Consider the following 16,936-nt stretch of genomic DNA (forward strand, 5'->3'; position numbering starts at 1 on the left):
GTGACACGACGAACCGACTGGGCCGAGCACACCTACTCCGATGCCCCGGAACGCCCGGGGCCGGAGGACGATGCGGGCTCCTACCTGGACGGCGAGAGCCGGCCGGACGGCGGCTCGTACCACGAGGGCGGCGGCTCGTACGACGGCGACCCCCACCAGGGTGGTGGGGGCGCGAGCGGTGACGGTCGGCGCCGGGGAGATCGCAGGCGGCGTGGCGAGGGCGGTTCACGGGGCGGACGCGGGCGCCGTCGGCGTGGCTCCGGAGAACCGTCCGGTGAGGACGGGGCTGCGCTCTCCTCGTCGAGGGCCGAGCAGGGGGCACCCCCAGGGGACCCGGCTGAGCGGGCACGGGCGATCTGCCTGCGTCTGCTCACCGGGACCCCGCGCACCCGAAAGCAGCTCGAGGACGCCCTGCGCAAGCGGGAGATCCCGGACGACGTCGCCGAGGAGGTGCTGTCCCGGTTCGAGGAGGTCGGGCTGATCAACGACAGCGCGTTCGCCGACGCCTGGGTGGAGTCCCGGCATCACGGCCGGGGGCTGGCGCGGCGCGCCCTCGCCCAGGAGCTGCGGACCAAGGGCGTCGACTCGACACTGATCGACGAAGCCGTGGCCCAGCTCGACTCCGAGCAGGAAGAGACGACCGCACGCGAGCTGGTCGCCCGCAAGCTACGGGCCACCCGTGGCCTCGACCGCGACAAGCGCCTGCGCCGCCTCGCCGGCATGCTCGCCCGCAAGGGCTACTCCGAGGGCATGGCCCTGCGCGTGGTCCGGCAGGCGCTGGAGGAGGAGGGGGAGGAGACGGAGTTCCTCGACGGCCAGGTGAATTGATCACGAGCGTCGACCGCGTCAGGACTCAGATGGGGTGGCCCTGGTGCTCCCGCGCTCTCCTCGCTCCAGTCCTCTCACCGCCTCTTGCCTACTGCCAGTCCTCCGGACGCTCCACCTGCTCCAGCCGCAGGACCTGACCCGTACGGCTGTAGCGGCGGATCTGCGGCAGGGGCGGGTAGTAGGCGTGGACGGAGATGGCGTGCTGGTCGGGGGACTCGTTGAGGACCTCGTGGACGTGGTGGTGCCCGAAGGCACGGCCGTGGCCCGCCGACAGCAGGCGTTCCCGGTCCACGCCGTCCTCCAGCTCCAGGGTCTTCCAGCCGTCGGTGGGCAGCCGCGTGGCGAGCGAGTTCTCCCGCAGCTCACCTTGCGCGGTGAGGAAGGCGCCCACCGAGTCGGCGTGGTCGTGCCAGCCGGTGCCCGTGCCGGGCGGCCAGCCGATCAGCCAGGCCTCGCTGCCACCGGGCCCCTCGAGGCGCACCCAGGTGCGGCCCTCGGGATCGAGGGGGAGCGAGGAGATCAGCTCGGCGTCGGCAGCGGTGCGCCGTACGAAGTCGAGGAGGTCCGCCTGCGTGGGCGCGGCGGGCGTGGAGACAGGGCTGGAGGCGGGGAGAGACGCAGAGAGGGACACGGCACCGTCCTGAGGAGTGTTCGCGTGGGAGCGCGCACAGCACAGGGGCGTCGCGCGCGGAGAAAGAGGGGATGCGAATTCAGCAGGACGGGCGACACACGCAGCCCGCATAGCGGACGAGGTCCATATGGACCCTCCGCCACAGGCGCACATCGGTGTCGGTCACGATCCGGAGTACACCATGTCGGTGCGAACCGGTCAACAGATAGTCACCATGTGGACCGCAGGGTGACAGTCCGTACGAACTACTTCACCCCGGATCCCACCGCCGCCTCCGTCTTCACCGGTCCACCCAGCGTCGCCTCCGCCGCCGCGTACAGATCGGCCGGACGCACCCCGTTCAGTGCCGTGACCAGATGGCCGTCGGGCCGGACGAGGAGGACGGTGTGGGCGGCGGCGCCGGGGTAGCTCTCCGCGACCAGCAGCTCGGCGGGGTGCGGCAGCGCCGTCACCGCCGCCGCGAGGCGGGGCATGATCCCGGCGGACACCCAGTGCCTGCGCTCCCACACTCCCGTGCCGGGCGCGATCAGCACGACGAGCAGCGCGCCGCGCCCGAGCCGGTCGCGCAGTTGAACGAAGGTACCGTCCTCCGCCGTCACCCGTACGTCCTCCACCGGGGCGCCGGGCGAGGTGCCCACCGGGACCTCCGCCTCCAGGGGCGGGGGTGCGAGCACGGATTCCGCGTACGTGCCGGGCGTGCCCAGCGGACCGCGCCCCAGGTGACCGTCGGCGAGCAGCGTGTCGTGTCCCCGGGCCGATCCGGGGACGTACGCACGGAGCCCCCCGCCACCGCGCAACAGGGGCAGCGCCTGGTCGGCGGCGCGCAGCCGGGCGGAGACCAGGGCACGCCGCTCCGACTGGTAACTGTCGAGCAGCGCCTCGTGCGGCCCGTGGTGCCAGGCAGTGGCCAGCTTCCAGGCGAGGTTGTCGGCGTCCCGCAGGCCCTCGTCGAGCCCCTGGGTGCCGAGCGTGCCCAGCAGGTGCGCCGCGTCCCCGGCGAGGAAGACCCGGCCCTCGCGCCAGCGGCGGGCCAGCCGGTGGTGAACGGTGTGGACGCCGGTGTCGAGAAGCTCGTACGGCGGGGTCGGGCCCTCGCTCCAGCCGGCCAGGGTCTCGCGTACGCGGGCCACCAGCTGCTCGGGCGTGACCAGGTCCTTGCCGGGCGGGAGCAGCCAGTCCAGGCGCCAGACGCCGTCCGGGAGCGGGCGGCCGGTGATCTCCTGGGTGGAGGGGCCGGACGTCCGCCACGGCGGCATCCGGTGCAGCAACGCCTGGTCGATCCAGGGGAGTTCCGTGCGCAGCGCGGCGACGGCGTGTCGTTCCACCGCCGTACGGCCGGGGAAGCGGATGTCCAGGAGCTTGCGCACGGTGGAACGGGGGCCGTCGCAGCCGACCAAGTAACTGCCGCGCCACCAGGTGCCCTGGGTGCCGCGGGTGTGGGCGTTGATGCCTGAAAATTCCTGCTCGACGGTGTCCAGGCGGCTGTCCACGGCGACCTTGACGAGCCGTTCGCCGACGAGAGCCGCGCGCAGGGCGCCCGTCACCACGTGTTGCGCGATGTGCAACGGGGCCGGCTCGGTGTCGTCGAACGCGACCTCGCGCATCACCTGCCTGCGCCGCATCGACCGCCATCCGGCCCAACGGACACCGGCCTCCGCGAGCGGCAATCCGGTCAGCCGCTCCAGCAGGGCGGTGGTGTCCTCACGCAGCACGACCGTGCGCGCGAGCCGCGGCTCGTCCTTGCCCGGTCCCTCGTCGAGCACGACCGAGGGCACCTCCTGGCGCGCCAGAGCCAGCGCGAGCGTGAGCCCGACGGGGCCCGCTCCGACGATGATCACCGGATCCACGGTGTGGCGCCCCCTGCCTGTGACGTTGTCATCGGGGACATGGGTGAGCAAAGGGTTGGAGCAGGGTGCACGATCACAGAACGTATGCAACCCATTGCCGGTTCCCGCGTCAAGCGACGAAGGGCAGTGGCGATCATGCCACTGCCCTCCCTGTACCCGCCGGGTGAATGTCCGTCAGGCGTTGGCTCCGCCTGCTCCGGTTCCGAAGGTTCCACCCACCGCCGCGTCGTCAGCCTTGAGCACAGCACCTGTCGACTTCTTGCCGCGCCGCAGCCGTCGCTCCAGCCAGCTCGCGAACGTCGTTATGGCGAAGTTGACCGCGATGTAGATCAGCGCCACGATCGTGAAGCTCGCGATGACGTTCGCGCCGTAGTACGAACTCATCGGCGAGACGGCGGCCAGCATGTCGGGGAAGGTGAGGACCGCTCCGCCGAGGGCCGTGTCCTTCACGATCACGACGAGCTGGCTGACGATCGCCGGGAGCATCGCGGTGACCGCCTGCGGGAGCAGGATCGATGTCATGGTCTGGGTCTTGCGCAGACCGATCGCCTGCGCGGCCTCAGTCTGCCCCTTCGGCAGGGCGAGGATGCCCGCGCGGACGATCTCCGCGAGCACCGAGGCGTTGTAGAGGACCAGGCCGGTGACGACGGCGTACAGGGGACGGTCGTCCGAGCTGATGCCGGTGTACTCGGAGTACAGGGCCAGACCGAAGATCATCAGGATCAGCACCGGGATGGCGCGGAAGAACTCCACGATCGCCCCGGCCGGGATCCTGACCCACGCGTGGTCGGACATACGCGCGATGCCGAAGACGGCACCCAGCGGCAGCGCGATGACCATCGCCAGGGCGGCCGCGATCAGCGTGTTCTTCAGGCCGGGCAGGATATATGTCGTCCACGACTCGGACTTGGTGAAGGGCTCCCACTTCGCCCACTCGAGCTGGCCCTTGTCGTCCAGGCTCTTGTAGACCCACCACAGCACCGCGACGAGGGCGGCCAGGAACACCACCGTGATGAGGACGTTGCGTCGTTTGGCCCGGGGCCCCTGGGCGTCGTACAGAACGGAACTCATCGCTTCACCGCCACCTTCTTGCCCACCCAGCCGAGGATCAGACCGGTCGGCAGCGTCAGGCACACGAATCCGAACGCGAAGATCGCGGCGATCAGCAGCAGTTGGGCCTCGTTCTCGATCATCTCCTTCATCAGCAGCGCCGCCTCGGCCACGCCGATCGCGGCAGCGACCGTGGTGTTCTTGGTGAGGGCGATGAGGACGTTGGCCAGAGGGCCGACCACGGCGCGGAATGCCTGAGGGAGCACGATCAGTGTCAGGACCTGGGTGAAGTTCAGCCCGACAGCCCGGGCCGCCTCCGCCTGGCCGACCGGCACCGTGTTGATGCCGGCACGGATCGCCTCGCAGACGAAAGCCGAGGTGTAGAGGATCAGACCCAGGACGGCGAGCCGGAAGTTGATGGTGTCGAAGTCGTCCCCGCCGCCGAGAGTGATGCCGAGGGTCTGGTTCAGGCCCAGCGAGGTGAAAAGGATGATCACCGTCAGCGGGATGTTCCGCACGATGTTGACGTAGGCGGCGCCGAAGCCGCGCATCAGGGGCACCGGGCCGACGCGCATGGCCGCCAGCATCGTTCCCCAGATCAGGGAGCCGACGGCCGAGAGCAGCGTGAGCTGCACCGTCACCCAGAAGGCGCCCAGCAGGTCGTAACCTTCAAGAAAGTCGAACACGATCTCCCGCGCTTCCGCGTGTGGGTTGGCCCCGGTGCGCCGCCCTCACCGGGGCGGCGCACCCGTCGGGCGCTGACTCAGCTCTTGACGTCGCCGATCTTCGGCGCGGGCTCGCTCTTGTAGTTGGCCGGGCCGAAGTTCTTCTTCACGGCCGCGTCCCAGGAACCGTCGGCGACCATGTCCTCAAGGGCTTTGTTGATCTTGGCCTTGAGGTCACTGCCCTTCTTGACTCCGATGCCGTAGTTCTCGTTGGTCATCTTCAAGCCGCCGAGCTTGAACTTGCCCTTGAACTGGTCCTGGGACGCGTATCCGGCGAGGATCGAGTCGTCCGTGGTGAGCGCGTCGATGGCCCCGTTCTGGAGACCCGACAGGCAGGCCGAGTACGTCGGGTACTTCTGCAGGTTGGCGTTGGGAGCCAGCTTGTCCTTGACGTTCTGCGCCGAGGTCGAGCCGGTCACGGAACACAGCTTCGCCTTGTTGAGGTCCGCCGGAGACTTGATCTTGGTGTCGTCGGCGCGGAGCAGGACGTCCTGGTGAGCGAGGAGGTACGGGCCGGCGAAGTCGACCTTCTTCTCGCGCTCCGGGTTGATGGAGTACGAAGCGGCGATGAAGTCGACGTCACCGCGCTGGAGCATGGTCTCGCGGTCGGCGCTCTTCGACTCCTTCCACTCGATCTGGTCCGCCTTGTAGCCCAGCTTCTTCGCGACGTACGTGGCGACGTCGACGTCGAAGCCGGCGTAGCCCTGCGGGGTCTTCTGGCCGATACCGGGCTGGTCGAACTTGATACCGACAGTGATCGTCTTGCCACCGCCCGAGGAGCCGCCGCTGTCCTTGTCGTCCGAACCGCACGCGGTGGCGGTCACGGCGAGGGCGAGGACGGCGGCCGAGGCGGCGGTGACCTTGCGGAGCTTCATGTGAACATCCTTTGAGTGGTGACGATCCGGTCCGTCAGGAGCGGGTGACGCAGGCGACTTGGGGGCGCGCGGCGCGCCGTCAGTGGTGCAGGATCTTCGAGAGGAAGTCCTTGGCGCGGTCGCTGCGCGGGTTGCTGAAGAACTGGTCGGGCGCGGCCTGTTCGACGATGCGGCCGTCCGCCATGAACACCACGCGGTTCGCGGCCGAACGTGCGAAGCCCATCTCGTGGGTGACGACGACCATGGTCATGCCCTCGCGGGCGAGCTGCTGCATGACCTCCAGGACCTCGTTGATCATCTCCGGGTCGAGCGCGGAGGTCGGCTCGTCGAAGAGCATGACCTTCGGGTCCATGGCCAGGGCGCGCGCGATGGCGACGCGCTGCTGCTGACCGCCGGAGAGCTGCGCGGGGTACTTGTCGGCCTGGGTGCCCACGCCGACCCGGTCGAGGAGGGCGCGGGCCTTCTCCTCGGCCTTCTTCTTGTCGGTCTTGCGGACCTTGATCTGGCCCAGCATCACGTTCTGGAGCACGGTCTTGTGCGCGAACAGATTGAAGGACTGGAAGACCATGCCGACGTCGGCGCGCAGCCGGGCCAGCTCCTTGCCCTCCTGGGGCAGGGGCTTGCCGTCGATCGAGATCGCGCCGGAGTCGATCGTCTCCAGGCGGTTGATGGTGCGGCACAGGGTGGACTTGCCGGACCCTGAGGGGCCGATGACCACGACGACCTCACCTCGTGTGATCGTCAGCTCGATGTCCTGGAGAACGTGCAACGCGCCGAAGTGCTTGTTGACGCTCTCCAGGACGACCAGGTCTCCGGTAGGGGCCGCGTCCTCCTTGGCCACCGATACATTGGTCATCGCTCGGGCTCCGTCCTCCTCGGTTTCGCAGGACAGTAGTAACCCCGTACAACCAGCGTCATTACATCTGAGGGGAATCTGAGCATCACGATCCGATAGCAATCGGACACGTGTCGTAGCACTTGTGACCTGGGCGCAATCAGTGCGCGTATCGGCCGGATAACGGAAGTCCCGCGGAACCGGAACCCACTTGACGGCGTCGTCCTGAATCAGTGTGACTGCCATGGTGCACGCGCGCGTGTGCGCGTATTTGTACAGACCGACACCATACGGCGGATGAATCGGAGGGGGCCTGGATGCGACTGCTCCTCGTCGAGGACGACAACCACGTCGCCGCGGCTCTGTCCGCGGTGCTGAAGCGTCACGGTTTCGAGGTCACCCACGCCCGCAACGGCGAGGAGGCCCTCCAGGCACTCGTCCCGGAAGGGCCCGGCTTCGGAGTGGTGCTCCTCGACCTGGGCCTGCCCGACCAGGACGGTTACGAGGTCTGCGGCAAGATCCGCAAGCGCACCGCGACCCCGGTGATCATGGTCACCGCGCGCTCGGACGTGCGCTCCCGCATCCACGGCCTCAACCTCGGCGCCGACGACTACGTGGTGAAGCCCTACGACACCGGGGAACTGCTCGCCCGTATCCACGCGGTCAGCCGCCGCACCCTCCACGAGGACCCCGCCGCGGCCGTCGAGACCGCGCTGCGCCTCGGCTCGGTGCTCATCGAGTTGCCGACGCGGCAGGTCACCGTGGACGGTTCGGTCGTCCAGCTGACCCGCAAGGAGTTCGACCTCCTCGCCCTGCTGGCGCAGCGGCCCGGGGTGGTCTTCCGCCGGGAACAGATCATCAGCGAGGTGTGGCGCACCAGCTGGGAGGGGACCGGCCGCACCCTGGAGGTGCATGTCGCGTCCCTGCGGGCCAAGCTGCGCATGCCTGCCCTCATCGAGACCGTACGAGGCGTGGGCTACCGGCTTGTCGCCCCAGCCGCGTAGGGTCTGACCGGCGGATCGGTGCGGCAGATCGGTGCGGCAGATCGGTGCGGCGGATCGGTGCGGCGGATCGGTGCGGCGGATCGGTGCGGCGGATCGGGTCGGCGGATCGGGCCGGCGGGTCGCGAAAGGAAGGAAGCAGCGGCGGCTCATGAACACAGGTGAGCGGGGATAGGGCGGAAACGGCTTGCGCACACGTCTGCTGCCGCTGCTCATCGTCCTGATGGCGGCCGTGCTGCTCGCCCTCGGCGTACCGCTGGCCATCAGCGTGGCCGGGGCGCAGCAACAGAAGGTGGTCGTCGACCGGATCGACGACACCGCGCGGTTCGCTGCCCTCGCCCAGTTCGTCGGCGACGCCTCCAGCGAGTCCGCCGGCACGCCGGTGGACGAACGCCGGGAGACGCTCGGCCGCGAACTCCTCAGCTACTACGAGGTCTACGGCATTCGTGCCGGGGTCTTCTACCGCAGCGATTCGCCCATGGCTCACGCGCCGGAGGACTGGTACCTCCCCGAAGAGGGCGAGGTGCGGGACGCCTTCGACGAAGCGTTCCTCAGCCGTCGTAGCCACGACCCCCGGCAGGTGTGGCCCTGGCAGCGTGGCCGTCTCGTCGTCGCCTCGCCCGTCATCCGGGACGGCGACGTCGTCGCGGTCGTCGTCACCGACTCGCCGACGGGACAGATGCGTTCGCGGATCCTGCACGGATGGCTGGTCATCGGGGCGGGCGAGATCGCCGCGATGCTGCTCGCCGTCGGCGCGGCCCTCCAGCTGACCGGCTGGGTACTCAAACCCGTACGCGTGCTGGACACGACGACCCACGCGATCGCGAGCGGTCGCCTGAAGTCGCGGGTCGCGGTCGCCAGCGGGCCGCCGGAACTGCGACGGCTCTCCCGGTCGTTCAACGAGATGGCCGACAACGTCGAGGACGTGCTGGAGCAGCAGCGCGCCTTCGTCGCCGACGCCTCGCACCAGTTGCGCAACCCGCTCTCGGCGCTGCTGCTGCGCATCGAGCTCCTCGCCCTCGAACTCCCCGAGGGCAACGAGGAGATCGCCTCCGTGCAGACGGAGGGCAAGCGTCTCGCGCAGGTCCTGGACGATCTGCTCGACCTCGCGCTGGCCGAGCACACCGAGGCCGACCTGCGGATCACCGACATCGGCGCGCTGAGCGCCGAGCGGGTCGCGGCCTGGGCGCCCACCGCCGAGGCCAAGGGCGTACGGCTGGTGGGCACCTGCCCGCCCACCACCGCCTGGGCCGACCCGGTCGCCCTGTCCAGCGCCCTGGACGCGGTGATCGACAACGCCGTGAAGTTCACGCCCGAGGGGGAGAGCGTCGGGGTCAGCGTCGGGACCGACGGGTCGATGTCGACCGTCGTGGTCACCGATCACGGGCCCGGCCTCACCGACGAGGAACTGGCCCGCGTCGGCGACCGCTTCTGGCGCGCCGGCCGCCACCAGAACATCAAGGGCTCCGGCCTCGGCCTCTCCATCTCCCGGACCCTGCTCGCCGCGGGCGGCGGCTCCATCGCCTACGACCACAACGAACCGGGCGGTTTGCGCGTGACGGTGAGTGTGCCGAGGTCGGCGCCCGCGGGGTGACGGGACGCCCGCTGGTGGGCCCTACGGCTTCACGGAGCGGTAGTAGCGGCGGGCGCCCGCGTGCAGCTGGAGGGGGTCTGTGTAGATGGCGGTGCGCAGGTCGACGAGCTGGGCGGAGTGGACGTGGGTGCCGATGCCGTCCCGGCTTCTGATCACGGTGCGGGTCACCCACTCGGTGAGCCGGGGGTCCATGTTCGCGCGGGTGATGAGCAGGTTGGAGACCGCCATGGTCGGTACGGTGACACCGTTCTGGATGGCGGGGTAGGCCGACTCCGGCATGTTGGTGGCCCGGTAGTAGCGCGTGGCGTCGCCCTCCCGGTGCAGCTTCGCGACGACGGAGGCTTCGATCGGCACGAACCGGAAGGCGAAGTGGTTGGCGAGCTCCTTCACACCGGCGGTCGGCAGCCCTCCCGACCAGAAGAACGCGTCGATCTCGTTCCGCCGCAACCGGCCCGGCGCCGTGCCGATGCCGTCGCCCTGCGGCTTGATGTCCTTCTCCGCGTTGATGCCCACCGCGCCGAGCAGCCGGTCGGCGATCAGACGCACCCCCGACTCCGGCGGCCCTATGGCGACCCGCTTGCCCCGTAGGTCTCGGAGGGACTTGATGGCCGAGTCGCGCGGCACGACGAGCTGTACGTAGTCGTCGTAGAGGCGGGCGACCCCGCGCAGCCGGTCGGCACCGGGCCCGTTCCTCAGCTCGTACGTCTCCACCGCGTCGGCCGCCGCGATCGCGAAGTCGGCCTCTCCGGCCGCCACGCGCGCGACGTTCTCCTGCGAGCCCTCGCTGGTCTGCAGCCTCACGTTCAGGTCGGGCATGTCCTTGTCGAGCTCGTTGCGCAGCCGACGGCCGTAGTCCTGGTAGACGCCGCGCGGTGTCCCCGTCATGACCGTGATCGTCCCGCTCGGCGGCTCCTCGCCCAGCGGCAGCAGCCACCACAGCAGCAGCCCGAGGGCGACGAAACCGGCGGCAGCACCCTGCAGGGCCCGGCGCCTGCCGATCCGGGGGAAGATTCTGGACATGGGCGCGATCCTGCCAGCCGGGGCGGCCTGCTGACCAGGGGAGCCGGGTCTCTCACGGCCCGGGGCTGCGGGAGCGCGGGTTTCCCCCCGGCCCAGGGCTGCGGGGGGGCGCGGGTTTCCCACGGCCCAGGGCTGCGGGGGCGCGGGTTTCCCACGGTCCTGGCTGCGTGAGGGGGATCTGTCCGGGCCCTGGTCCCCGTGAGGGGGTCTCTCCCGGCCACCGGCCCCCGGCCACCGGCCCCCGGCTGCGGACGGGCGGTTCTCTCGCTGCCCGGCGCTGTGCGACAGCACCGGCGCGGCACCGTCCTGGGCGCTCGCTACAGTCGGCGGATGAGTTCCTCGCCCGCCGACCTGGTCCGTGAGTTCCATCTCGCCTTCGGTCTCGACGTCCGCGGTACGCCCACCGAGGTGTCCACCACGCTCGCCGCCCACCGCGGGGAGCTTCTCGCGGAGGAGGCCGCGGAGGTCGCCGAGGTGTCGGTGGACGGCCCGCTCGACCGGCTCGCGCATGAACTGGCCGATGTCGTGTACGTGGCGTACGGCACCGCTCTGGTCCACGGGATCGACCTCGACGCGGTGATCGCCGAGATCCACCGCTCCAACATGACCAAGCTGGGACCCGACGGCAGGGTGGCCCGCCGGGCCGACGGCAAGGTCCTCAAGGGGGAGCACTACGAGGCTCCGGATGTGTCGGCCGTACTGCGCCGCCAGGGATGGACGCCCGGCGGATCGGCGTGAGACGCAGAGTGCGTACGTAGGGAGGCCAGTGGTCGCACGGCTGCGGGCGGTCGCCGTGGGTCGGCGCCGCCCGCGCGCGTGCGCTCAGTCGTTCACCGACGCCTGGGTGCGTGAACCGGCGGTTTCGGTGGGCGGCGGAGCCGAGGGTGCGGCGTCCGCCGTGCCGTTCGCGCGTCGCCGTCCCCACCAAGCCACGAGCGGCTCCGTGTACCGCGCGGTGAGCGGGCCCACGATGACGAGGATCAGGACGTAGGCCGTGGCCAGCGGTCCCAGGGACGGCTCGATGCCGGCCGTGACGGCGAGACCGGCGATGACGATCGAGAACTCGCCGCGCGCCACGAGTGTGCCGCCCGTACGCCACCGACCCTTGACCGAGATCCCGGCCCGCCGTGCCGCCCAGTACCCGGTGGCGATCTTCGTCGCCGCGGTGACGACGGCCAGCGCGAGGGCGGGCAGCAGGACGGGAGGGATGCTCGCCGGGTCGGTGTGCAGCCCGAAGAAGACGAAGAACACCGCGGCGAACAGGTCGCGCAGGGGGCTCAGCAGGGTGTGCGCGCCCTCGGCGACCTCCCCGGACAGCGCGATGCCGACCAGGAACGCCCCCACCGCGGCCGACACCTGGAGCTGCTGTGCGACACCGGCGACCAGGATCGTCAGGCCGAGAACGACGAGCAGCAGCTTCTCCGGGTCGTCGCTGGAGACGAACCGCGAGATGACCCGGCCGTAGCGCACGGCCACGAACAGCACCAGGCCCGCGACACCCAGGGCGATCGCCAGGGTCACACTGCCCGCCGCGAGGCCGACGCCGGCGACCAGCGCGGTGACGATGGGCAGGTACACCGCCATCGCCAGGTCCTCCAGGACGAGGACGCTCAGGATCACCGGGGTCTCGCGGTTGCCCACCCGGCCGAGGTCGCCGAGGACCTTGGCGATGACTCCGGACGACGAGATCCAGGTGACGCCCGCCAGCACCACCGCGGCCACCGGACCCCAGCCCAGCAGCAGCGCGGCGGCGGCGCCGGGCAGGGCGTTGAGGGCGAAGTCGACCAGGCCGGACGGGTAGTGGGACTTGAGGTTGGAGACCAGATCGCTCGCCGTGTACTCCAGGCCGAGCATCAACAGCAGCAGGATCACGCCGATTTCCGCGCCGATGGCGACGAACTCCTCGCTCGCGCCGAGCGGCAGCAGACCGCCCTCGCCGAAGGCCAGACCGGCGAGGAGATAGAGCGGGATGGGCGAGAACTGGAGACGGGCGGCGAACCGGCCGAGCAGGCCGAGGCCGAGGATGATGGAACCGAACTCGATCAGCAGGACCGCGGAGTGCACGCGATCACTCCCGTCCGAGTATCGCGGCGGCCGCGTCGACGCCTTCGCGCGTGCCGATGACGATCAGGATGTCACCGCCCGCGAGACGGAAGTCCGGCGCCGGGGACGGAATCGCCTCCGCCCGCCGCAACACCGCGACCACCGACGCCCCGGTCTCCGTGCGCATCCGGGTGTCGCCGAGGACGCGCCCGTTCCAGCGGGAGGTGGCGGCCACCTCGACGCGCTCCGCGACCAGTCCCAGGTCCGTGGTGTAGAGCAGGCTCGCGCTGTGGTGCGACGGCTTCAGCGCGTCGATCAGCGAGCCCGCCTCGGCGCCGGTCAGCCGCAGGGACTGGGCGCAGGAGTCGGGGTCGTCGGCGCGGTACAGGCTCACCGTCCGGGTTCCGTCCCGGTGCGCCACCACGGACAGGTGGCGGTGTTCGCGCGTCTCGAGGTCGTACTGGACCCCGATACCCGGCAGCGGCGTCGCCCGGAGGCGTGGAGCAGACACGTTTCTTCCCCTTGCTGGTCGTCCATGTGACGCGTAGTCGATGTGACGCGTAGTCGATGTGACGCGTCGTGCGTCTGACGCGTCGTGCGTCTGACGCGCGTCGGTTCGGCGCGTCTTTCATCGGATGCCCGGAGTCGCCATGCTGCCATCCCCCCATACGGTGAGGACATGGGTGTCGTGACGGATGGACGGGGTGGGCAGGCGGAGGAGAGGCTGGTCAGGGCGGTGCCATGGACGAGATCGGCGAGGGCTGGGAAAGGAGGGGCCGGGCACGTGTCGCTGTTCTGGCGAATCTTCTCTCTCAACGCCGTCGGCCTGGTCGTGGCCGCCGCACTGCTGCTCGGTCCGGTGACCGTCTCGACCCCGGTCCTGCCGGGTGAGGTGCTGGTCGTCGTCGTGGGCCTCACCGCGCTGCTGGTCGTCAACGCGGTCGTGCTCCGCGTCGGTCTCGCGCCGCTCGGGCGGCTGGGCCGCGCCATGGCCACGGCCGACCTGCTGCGCCCGGGAGCGCGTCCGGTGGTCTCCGGTCCGGTGGAGACGGCGGAGCTGATCACGACGTACAACGCGATGCTGGACCGGCTCGAGACGGAGCGCGCCGAGAGCGCCGCCCGTGCGCTCTCCGCGCAGGAACGCGAACGCCGGCGCATCGCCAGGGAGTTGCACGACGAGGTCGGCCAGACCCTCACGGCGGTTCTCCTCCAGCTCAAACGCGTGGCCGACCGGGCCCCCGAGCCGCTGCGCCACGAGGTGAGCCAGGCGCAGGAGGCGACCCGAGCCGGCCTGGAAGAGATCCGCCGGATCGCGCACCGGTTGCGCCCGGGCGTGCTGGAGGAGCTCGGACTGCTCAGCGCCCTGCGCTCGCTCGCCGCGGAGTTCTCCGCGCACGGGCTGAGGGTGCGTCATGACCTCGCGGGGGACCTGCCCCCGCTGACCCGGGAGACGGAACTGGTGTTCTACCGCGTGGCCCAGGAGGGCCTCACCAACACGGCCAGGCACGCCCACGCCGACCGTGCCGAACTCCGGCTCACGGCCGCCCCCGACGGAGTCGGACTCCTCGTCCGCGACAACGGCAGGGGCCTCGGCGACGCGAGCGACGGCGCCGGCCTCACCGGCATGCGCGAACGCGCCCTCCTGATCGGCGCGACCCTCACCGTCGAACCGGCGCCGGGACGGGGAACGGACGTACGCCTGCACATACCGACGGAAGATCGAGCATGACCACATGTCCCTGCCCCCGGAAACTGGCGGGAGCCGTGGCCGGCGGCGGCCCGAGCGTGGCCACGGGTGTGCGTTCCTGGATGCCGGTGGGAGCCACGGCCTACGGCGGCCCGAACACGGCCACGGGCGCGCGCACCTGGATGCCGGTGGGAGCCGTGGCCGGCGGCGGCCGGAGCATGGCCACGGGCATGCGCACCTGGATGCCGGCGGGAGCCACGGCCGACGGCCGCCCGAGCATGGCCACGGGTCTCCGCCCCCAGACCTCGGCCGGAGCTGCCACCCACCGCCGCCCGTTCACGCAACCGGCCGGAGCCACCGCCGGCGGCCGCCCCTCCATACCGCCCGTAACCGCCGTCAGCCGCCCCTCCATGCCGCCCGAAGCCGCCACCGACCTCCGCCCCTCCACCTCGGCCGGGGACCCGCGGTGACCCCCGGCTCTGCGATACGCCCTCCGGTACGCGTCCTGCTCGCCGACGACCACACGCTCGTACGGAGAGGTGTGCGCCTGATTCTGGACGGGGAACCGGATCTCACGGTCGTCGCCGAGGCCGGGGACGGTGCGGAGGCGGTCGAGCGGGCCCGGGCCGGGGACATCGACCTGGCCGTCCTGGACATCGCCATGCCCCGTACGACCGGCCTCCAGGCGGCCCGCGAGCTCTCCCGGCGCCTGCCCGGCCTGGCGATCCTGATCCTCACGATGTACGACAACGAGCAGTACTTCTTCGAGGCCCTCAAGGCCGGCGCCAGCGGCTACGTCCTGAAGTCCGTCGCCGATCGCGACCTGGTCGAGGCGTGCCGGGCGGCCGTACGCGACGAGCCCTTCGTCTACCCCGGCGCGGAACGCACCCTCGTCCGCTCCTACCTCGACCGCCTCCACCGCGGCGACGGCCTGCCCGAGCGTGCCATCACCGAGCGCGAGGAGGAGATTCTCAAACTCGTCGCAGAGGGCCACACCTCCAGGGAGATCGGCGGCCTCCTCCACATCAGCGCCAAGACGGTCGAACGCCACCGCGCCAATCTCCTCCAAAAGCTCGGCATGCGCGACCGCCTGGAACTGACGCGGTACGCGATCCGGGCGGGCCTGGTGGACCCCTGAGGCACCCGGTCGCGGCCGCTCACCGCCTACCCTTGAGACATGGCTGCCGGGTGGCGGTGCAGAAGGCCGTCCGGGTTTCCGGAAGGCGGTGGCGCTGTATGCCGTACGTCGCTGTGAGCGCGCTGAGTCATCCCGGGATGCTTCGTGAGCGGAACGAGGACAGTCTCGTCGTCGGGCCGTGGACCCTGTGCGCCACGGTGACCGAGAACCCTCAGGCGCTCGTCTTCCCGCTCGGAACGCCCCTGGTCGTCGCCGTCGCCGACGGGCTCGGCGGGCATCCCCACGGCGAGGTGGCCAGCGCCCTGGTCGTCCGTCGGCTCGCGATGGTCGGTCCCGTGCTCGCCGGTGAGGACGACGTCAGTGACGCCCTGATCGACTGCAACCGCGCCGTGCACGAGGCCGCCGGCGGCGACGAGGAGAGCGAGCTCACCGCCATGGGGACGACGGTCGCCGGAGTCGTCGTACGGTCCGACTCGCTGCTGGCGTTCAACGTCGGCGACAGCAAGGTCCTCGCGCTCTCCGGCGACGGGATGCGGCAGCTGAGCGTCGACGACAGTCCTCCGCTGGAACCCGGGCGGCGCACCACGTCCCTCGTCACCCAGTGCCTGGGCGGCAGCACCGGCCGGCACGCCATCAGCCCCCATGTGACGGCCGTGCCCCTGACCCCCGGCGACCGCTACCTGATCTGCACCGACGGCCTGACCGATCCGGTGCCGCCGGACGTGCCCGCGAAGGTGATGCGGGAGCACGACGACGGGCGGGCGGCCTTCGAGCTGTGGAAGGCCGCCATGGAGGCGGGTGGTCCCGACAACATCACGCTCGCTCTCGTACGCGTCGCGGAGGACTGAGCCGGTCCGGGCGCGGCCGATGCGTCGTCGGCCGATGAGTCGTCGGCCGATGAGTTTCCGGCTCTCAGCCGGTCCACAACTCAAGGAACCCTGCCCGGGAGGCGATCATGTTCGGTACGACGAAGGCGTTCAGTGGCTTCGCGGTGGACGACATCGACGCGGCCAGAAAGTTCTACGGGGAGACGCTCGGGCTGCGGGTGTCCGAGGCGAACGGGCTTCTGACCCTGCACATCGCGGGGGACCGGGACGTCCTGGTGTACCCCAAGCCCGACCACGTCCCGGCGACGTACACGATTCTCAACTTCCCCGTCGACGACATCGAGGCGGCGGTCGACGAGCTGGCCGGCAGGGGCGTGCGCTTCGAGCGCTACGACCACCTGAAGGCCGACGAAAAGGGCATCTTCCGCGGCGGCGGCCCGCTGATCGCGTGGTTCACCGACCCCGCCGGCAATGTGCTCTCCGTCCTCCAGACACCCGCGTAGGCGGGCCACCGCGTCGGGACCCCTACGGTGGAGACATGAGCGAGATCGTCGTCTACGAACTCGACCAGCCGGCGGCCACGGGCTCCCCCACGGCAACGCCCGGCGGCGCGGAACGGCCGGTCCGCAAGGTGCACGCGGCACCCGTCGCGCCCGGAACACCCGGCACGACGGGACCGCGCACCCTCTGCGGCAAGGACACCTTCGCCATGGAGACAGCCCGCTGGAAACCCTCCGAACACCCCGAAGGGCCCTGGTATCCGAAGGAGCACGCGTCCGTGATCTGCCCGGACTGCGATGCCGTGATGGAGATCTGACCGGCTGTTCCAGTCTCT

At 70.6% G+C, this 16,936-nt stretch carries 20 protein-coding genes; 10 read left to right on the plus strand and 10 right to left on the minus strand.

Features of this window, described 5'->3' with window-relative positions; translation table 11 throughout:
* The gene (gene recX / locus IG99_RS37275) at window positions 1–828 is read left to right on the plus strand and encodes a recombination regulator RecX (RefSeq protein WP_037682276.1); all 828 of its coding nucleotides are present in this window, start codon (window positions 1–3) and stop codon (window positions 826–828) included.
* 88 nt (window positions 829–916) lie between these two features.
* Here recX and IG99_RS37280 read toward each other — a convergent pair whose 3' ends face one another.
* The 7 genes from IG99_RS37280 to IG99_RS37305 all read right to left on the minus strand — a co-directional run bounded on the left by IG99_RS37280 (window position 917) and on the right by IG99_RS37305 (window position 6,812).
* Complete coding sequence (locus IG99_RS37280; protein ID WP_037682277.1) at window positions 917–1,459, minus strand: cupin domain-containing protein; 543 nt, start codon at window positions 1,457–1,459, stop codon at window positions 917–919.
* A gap of 79 nt (window positions 1,460–1,538) precedes the next feature.
* Window positions 1,539–1,586: a hypothetical protein gene (locus IG99_RS52160; protein ID WP_309506048.1), complete on the minus strand. Its 48-nt coding sequence runs from the start codon at window positions 1,584–1,586 to the stop codon at window positions 1,539–1,541.
* A 118-nt stretch (window positions 1,587–1,704) separates the two neighbouring features.
* The gene (locus IG99_RS37285; RefSeq protein WP_037682278.1) at window positions 1,705–3,306 is read right to left on the minus strand and encodes an FAD-dependent monooxygenase; all 1,602 of its coding nucleotides are present in this window, start codon (window positions 3,304–3,306) and stop codon (window positions 1,705–1,707) included.
* A 174-nt stretch (window positions 3,307–3,480) separates the two neighbouring features.
* Window positions 3,481–4,377, minus strand: coding sequence for an amino acid ABC transporter permease (locus IG99_RS37290; RefSeq protein ID WP_037682279.1), 897 nt, complete (start codon window positions 4,375–4,377; stop codon window positions 3,481–3,483).
* On the minus strand, window positions 4,374–5,042 hold the full coding sequence (locus IG99_RS37295; RefSeq protein WP_037682280.1) for an amino acid ABC transporter permease: 669 nt from the start codon (window positions 5,040–5,042) through the stop codon (window positions 4,374–4,376). Before IG99_RS37295 ends, IG99_RS37290 begins: the two co-directional genes overlap by 4 nt.
* A 77-nt stretch (window positions 5,043–5,119) precedes the next feature.
* The gene (locus IG99_RS37300) at window positions 5,120–5,956 is read right to left on the minus strand and encodes a glutamate ABC transporter substrate-binding protein (protein ID WP_037682282.1); all 837 of its coding nucleotides are present in this window, start codon (window positions 5,954–5,956) and stop codon (window positions 5,120–5,122) included.
* Between the two features lie 79 nt (window positions 5,957–6,035).
* Window positions 6,036–6,812, minus strand: a complete 777-nt coding sequence (locus IG99_RS37305) for an amino acid ABC transporter ATP-binding protein (RefSeq protein WP_037682283.1) — start codon at window positions 6,810–6,812, stop codon at window positions 6,036–6,038.
* A 296-nt stretch (window positions 6,813–7,108) separates the two neighbouring features.
* Here IG99_RS37305 and IG99_RS37310 point away from each other — a divergent pair, with 296 nt between their 5' ends.
* Window positions 7,109–7,795 carry a response regulator transcription factor gene (locus tag IG99_RS37310; RefSeq protein WP_037682284.1) on the plus strand — a complete coding sequence of 229 codons (687 nt, stop codon included), beginning with the start codon at window positions 7,109–7,111 and terminating at the stop codon, window positions 7,793–7,795.
* 184 nt (window positions 7,796–7,979) lie between these two features.
* A complete protein-coding gene (locus IG99_RS37315) occupies window positions 7,980–9,386 on the plus strand; it encodes a sensor histidine kinase (RefSeq protein WP_037682286.1) in 1,407 nt (468 codons plus the stop codon).
* 21 nt (window positions 9,387–9,407) lie between these two features.
* On the opposite strand, the gene IG99_RS37320 is transcribed toward IG99_RS37315, so the two are convergent.
* Window positions 9,408–10,406, minus strand: a complete 999-nt coding sequence (locus IG99_RS37320; RefSeq protein ID WP_037682289.1) for a TAXI family TRAP transporter solute-binding subunit — start codon at window positions 10,404–10,406, stop codon at window positions 9,408–9,410.
* Window positions 10,407–10,736: 330 nt separating this feature from the next.
* Here IG99_RS37320 and IG99_RS37325 point away from each other — a divergent pair, with 330 nt between their 5' ends.
* Window positions 10,737–11,144, plus strand: coding sequence for a pyrophosphohydrolase domain-containing protein (locus IG99_RS37325; RefSeq protein WP_037682291.1), 408 nt, complete (start codon window positions 10,737–10,739; stop codon window positions 11,142–11,144).
* An 84-nt stretch (window positions 11,145–11,228) separates the two neighbouring features.
* On the opposite strand, the gene IG99_RS37330 is transcribed toward IG99_RS37325, so the two are convergent.
* Complete coding sequence (locus IG99_RS37330) at window positions 11,229–12,470, minus strand: cation:proton antiporter (protein WP_037682292.1); 1,242 nt, start codon at window positions 12,468–12,470, stop codon at window positions 11,229–11,231.
* 4 nt (window positions 12,471–12,474) lie between these two features.
* On the minus strand, window positions 12,475–12,960 hold the full coding sequence (locus tag IG99_RS37335) for a cation:proton antiporter regulatory subunit (RefSeq protein WP_037682294.1): 486 nt from the start codon (window positions 12,958–12,960) through the stop codon (window positions 12,475–12,477).
* 273 nt (window positions 12,961–13,233) lie between these two features.
* On the opposite strand from IG99_RS37335, the gene IG99_RS37340 reads away from it, so the two are divergent.
* From IG99_RS37340 to IG99_RS37365, 6 genes are all read left to right on the plus strand, one after another.
* On the plus strand, window positions 13,234–14,178 hold the full coding sequence (locus tag IG99_RS37340; protein ID WP_037682296.1) for a sensor histidine kinase: 945 nt from the start codon (window positions 13,234–13,236) through the stop codon (window positions 14,176–14,178).
* Window positions 14,175–14,606: a TrbL/VirB6 family protein gene (locus IG99_RS37345; RefSeq protein WP_158973315.1), complete on the plus strand. Its 432-nt coding sequence runs from the start codon at window positions 14,175–14,177 to the stop codon at window positions 14,604–14,606. Before IG99_RS37340 ends, IG99_RS37345 begins: the two co-directional genes overlap by 4 nt.
* The gene (locus IG99_RS37350) at window positions 14,603–15,274 is read left to right on the plus strand and encodes a response regulator (RefSeq protein WP_037682300.1); all 672 of its coding nucleotides are present in this window, start codon (window positions 14,603–14,605) and stop codon (window positions 15,272–15,274) included. The genes IG99_RS37345 and IG99_RS37350 overlap by 4 nt, the downstream gene beginning before the upstream one ends.
* 98 nt (window positions 15,275–15,372) lie before the next feature.
* The gene (locus tag IG99_RS37355; protein ID WP_037682302.1) at window positions 15,373–16,122 is read left to right on the plus strand and encodes a PP2C family protein-serine/threonine phosphatase; all 750 of its coding nucleotides are present in this window, start codon (window positions 15,373–15,375) and stop codon (window positions 16,120–16,122) included.
* A gap of 107 nt (window positions 16,123–16,229) precedes the next feature.
* Complete coding sequence (locus IG99_RS37360) at window positions 16,230–16,604, plus strand: VOC family protein (protein WP_037682304.1); 375 nt, start codon at window positions 16,230–16,232, stop codon at window positions 16,602–16,604.
* Between the two features lie 35 nt (window positions 16,605–16,639).
* Window positions 16,640–16,918, plus strand: a complete 279-nt coding sequence (locus IG99_RS37365; RefSeq protein ID WP_037682305.1) for a hypothetical protein — start codon at window positions 16,640–16,642, stop codon at window positions 16,916–16,918.
* Window positions 16,919–16,936: the final 18 nt, after the last annotated feature.

Source organism: Streptomyces griseus subsp. griseus, assembly GCF_000720255.1.
In the GTDB taxonomy this organism is placed as follows: domain Bacteria; phylum Actinomycetota; class Actinomycetes; order Streptomycetales; family Streptomycetaceae; genus Streptomyces; species Streptomyces griseus_I.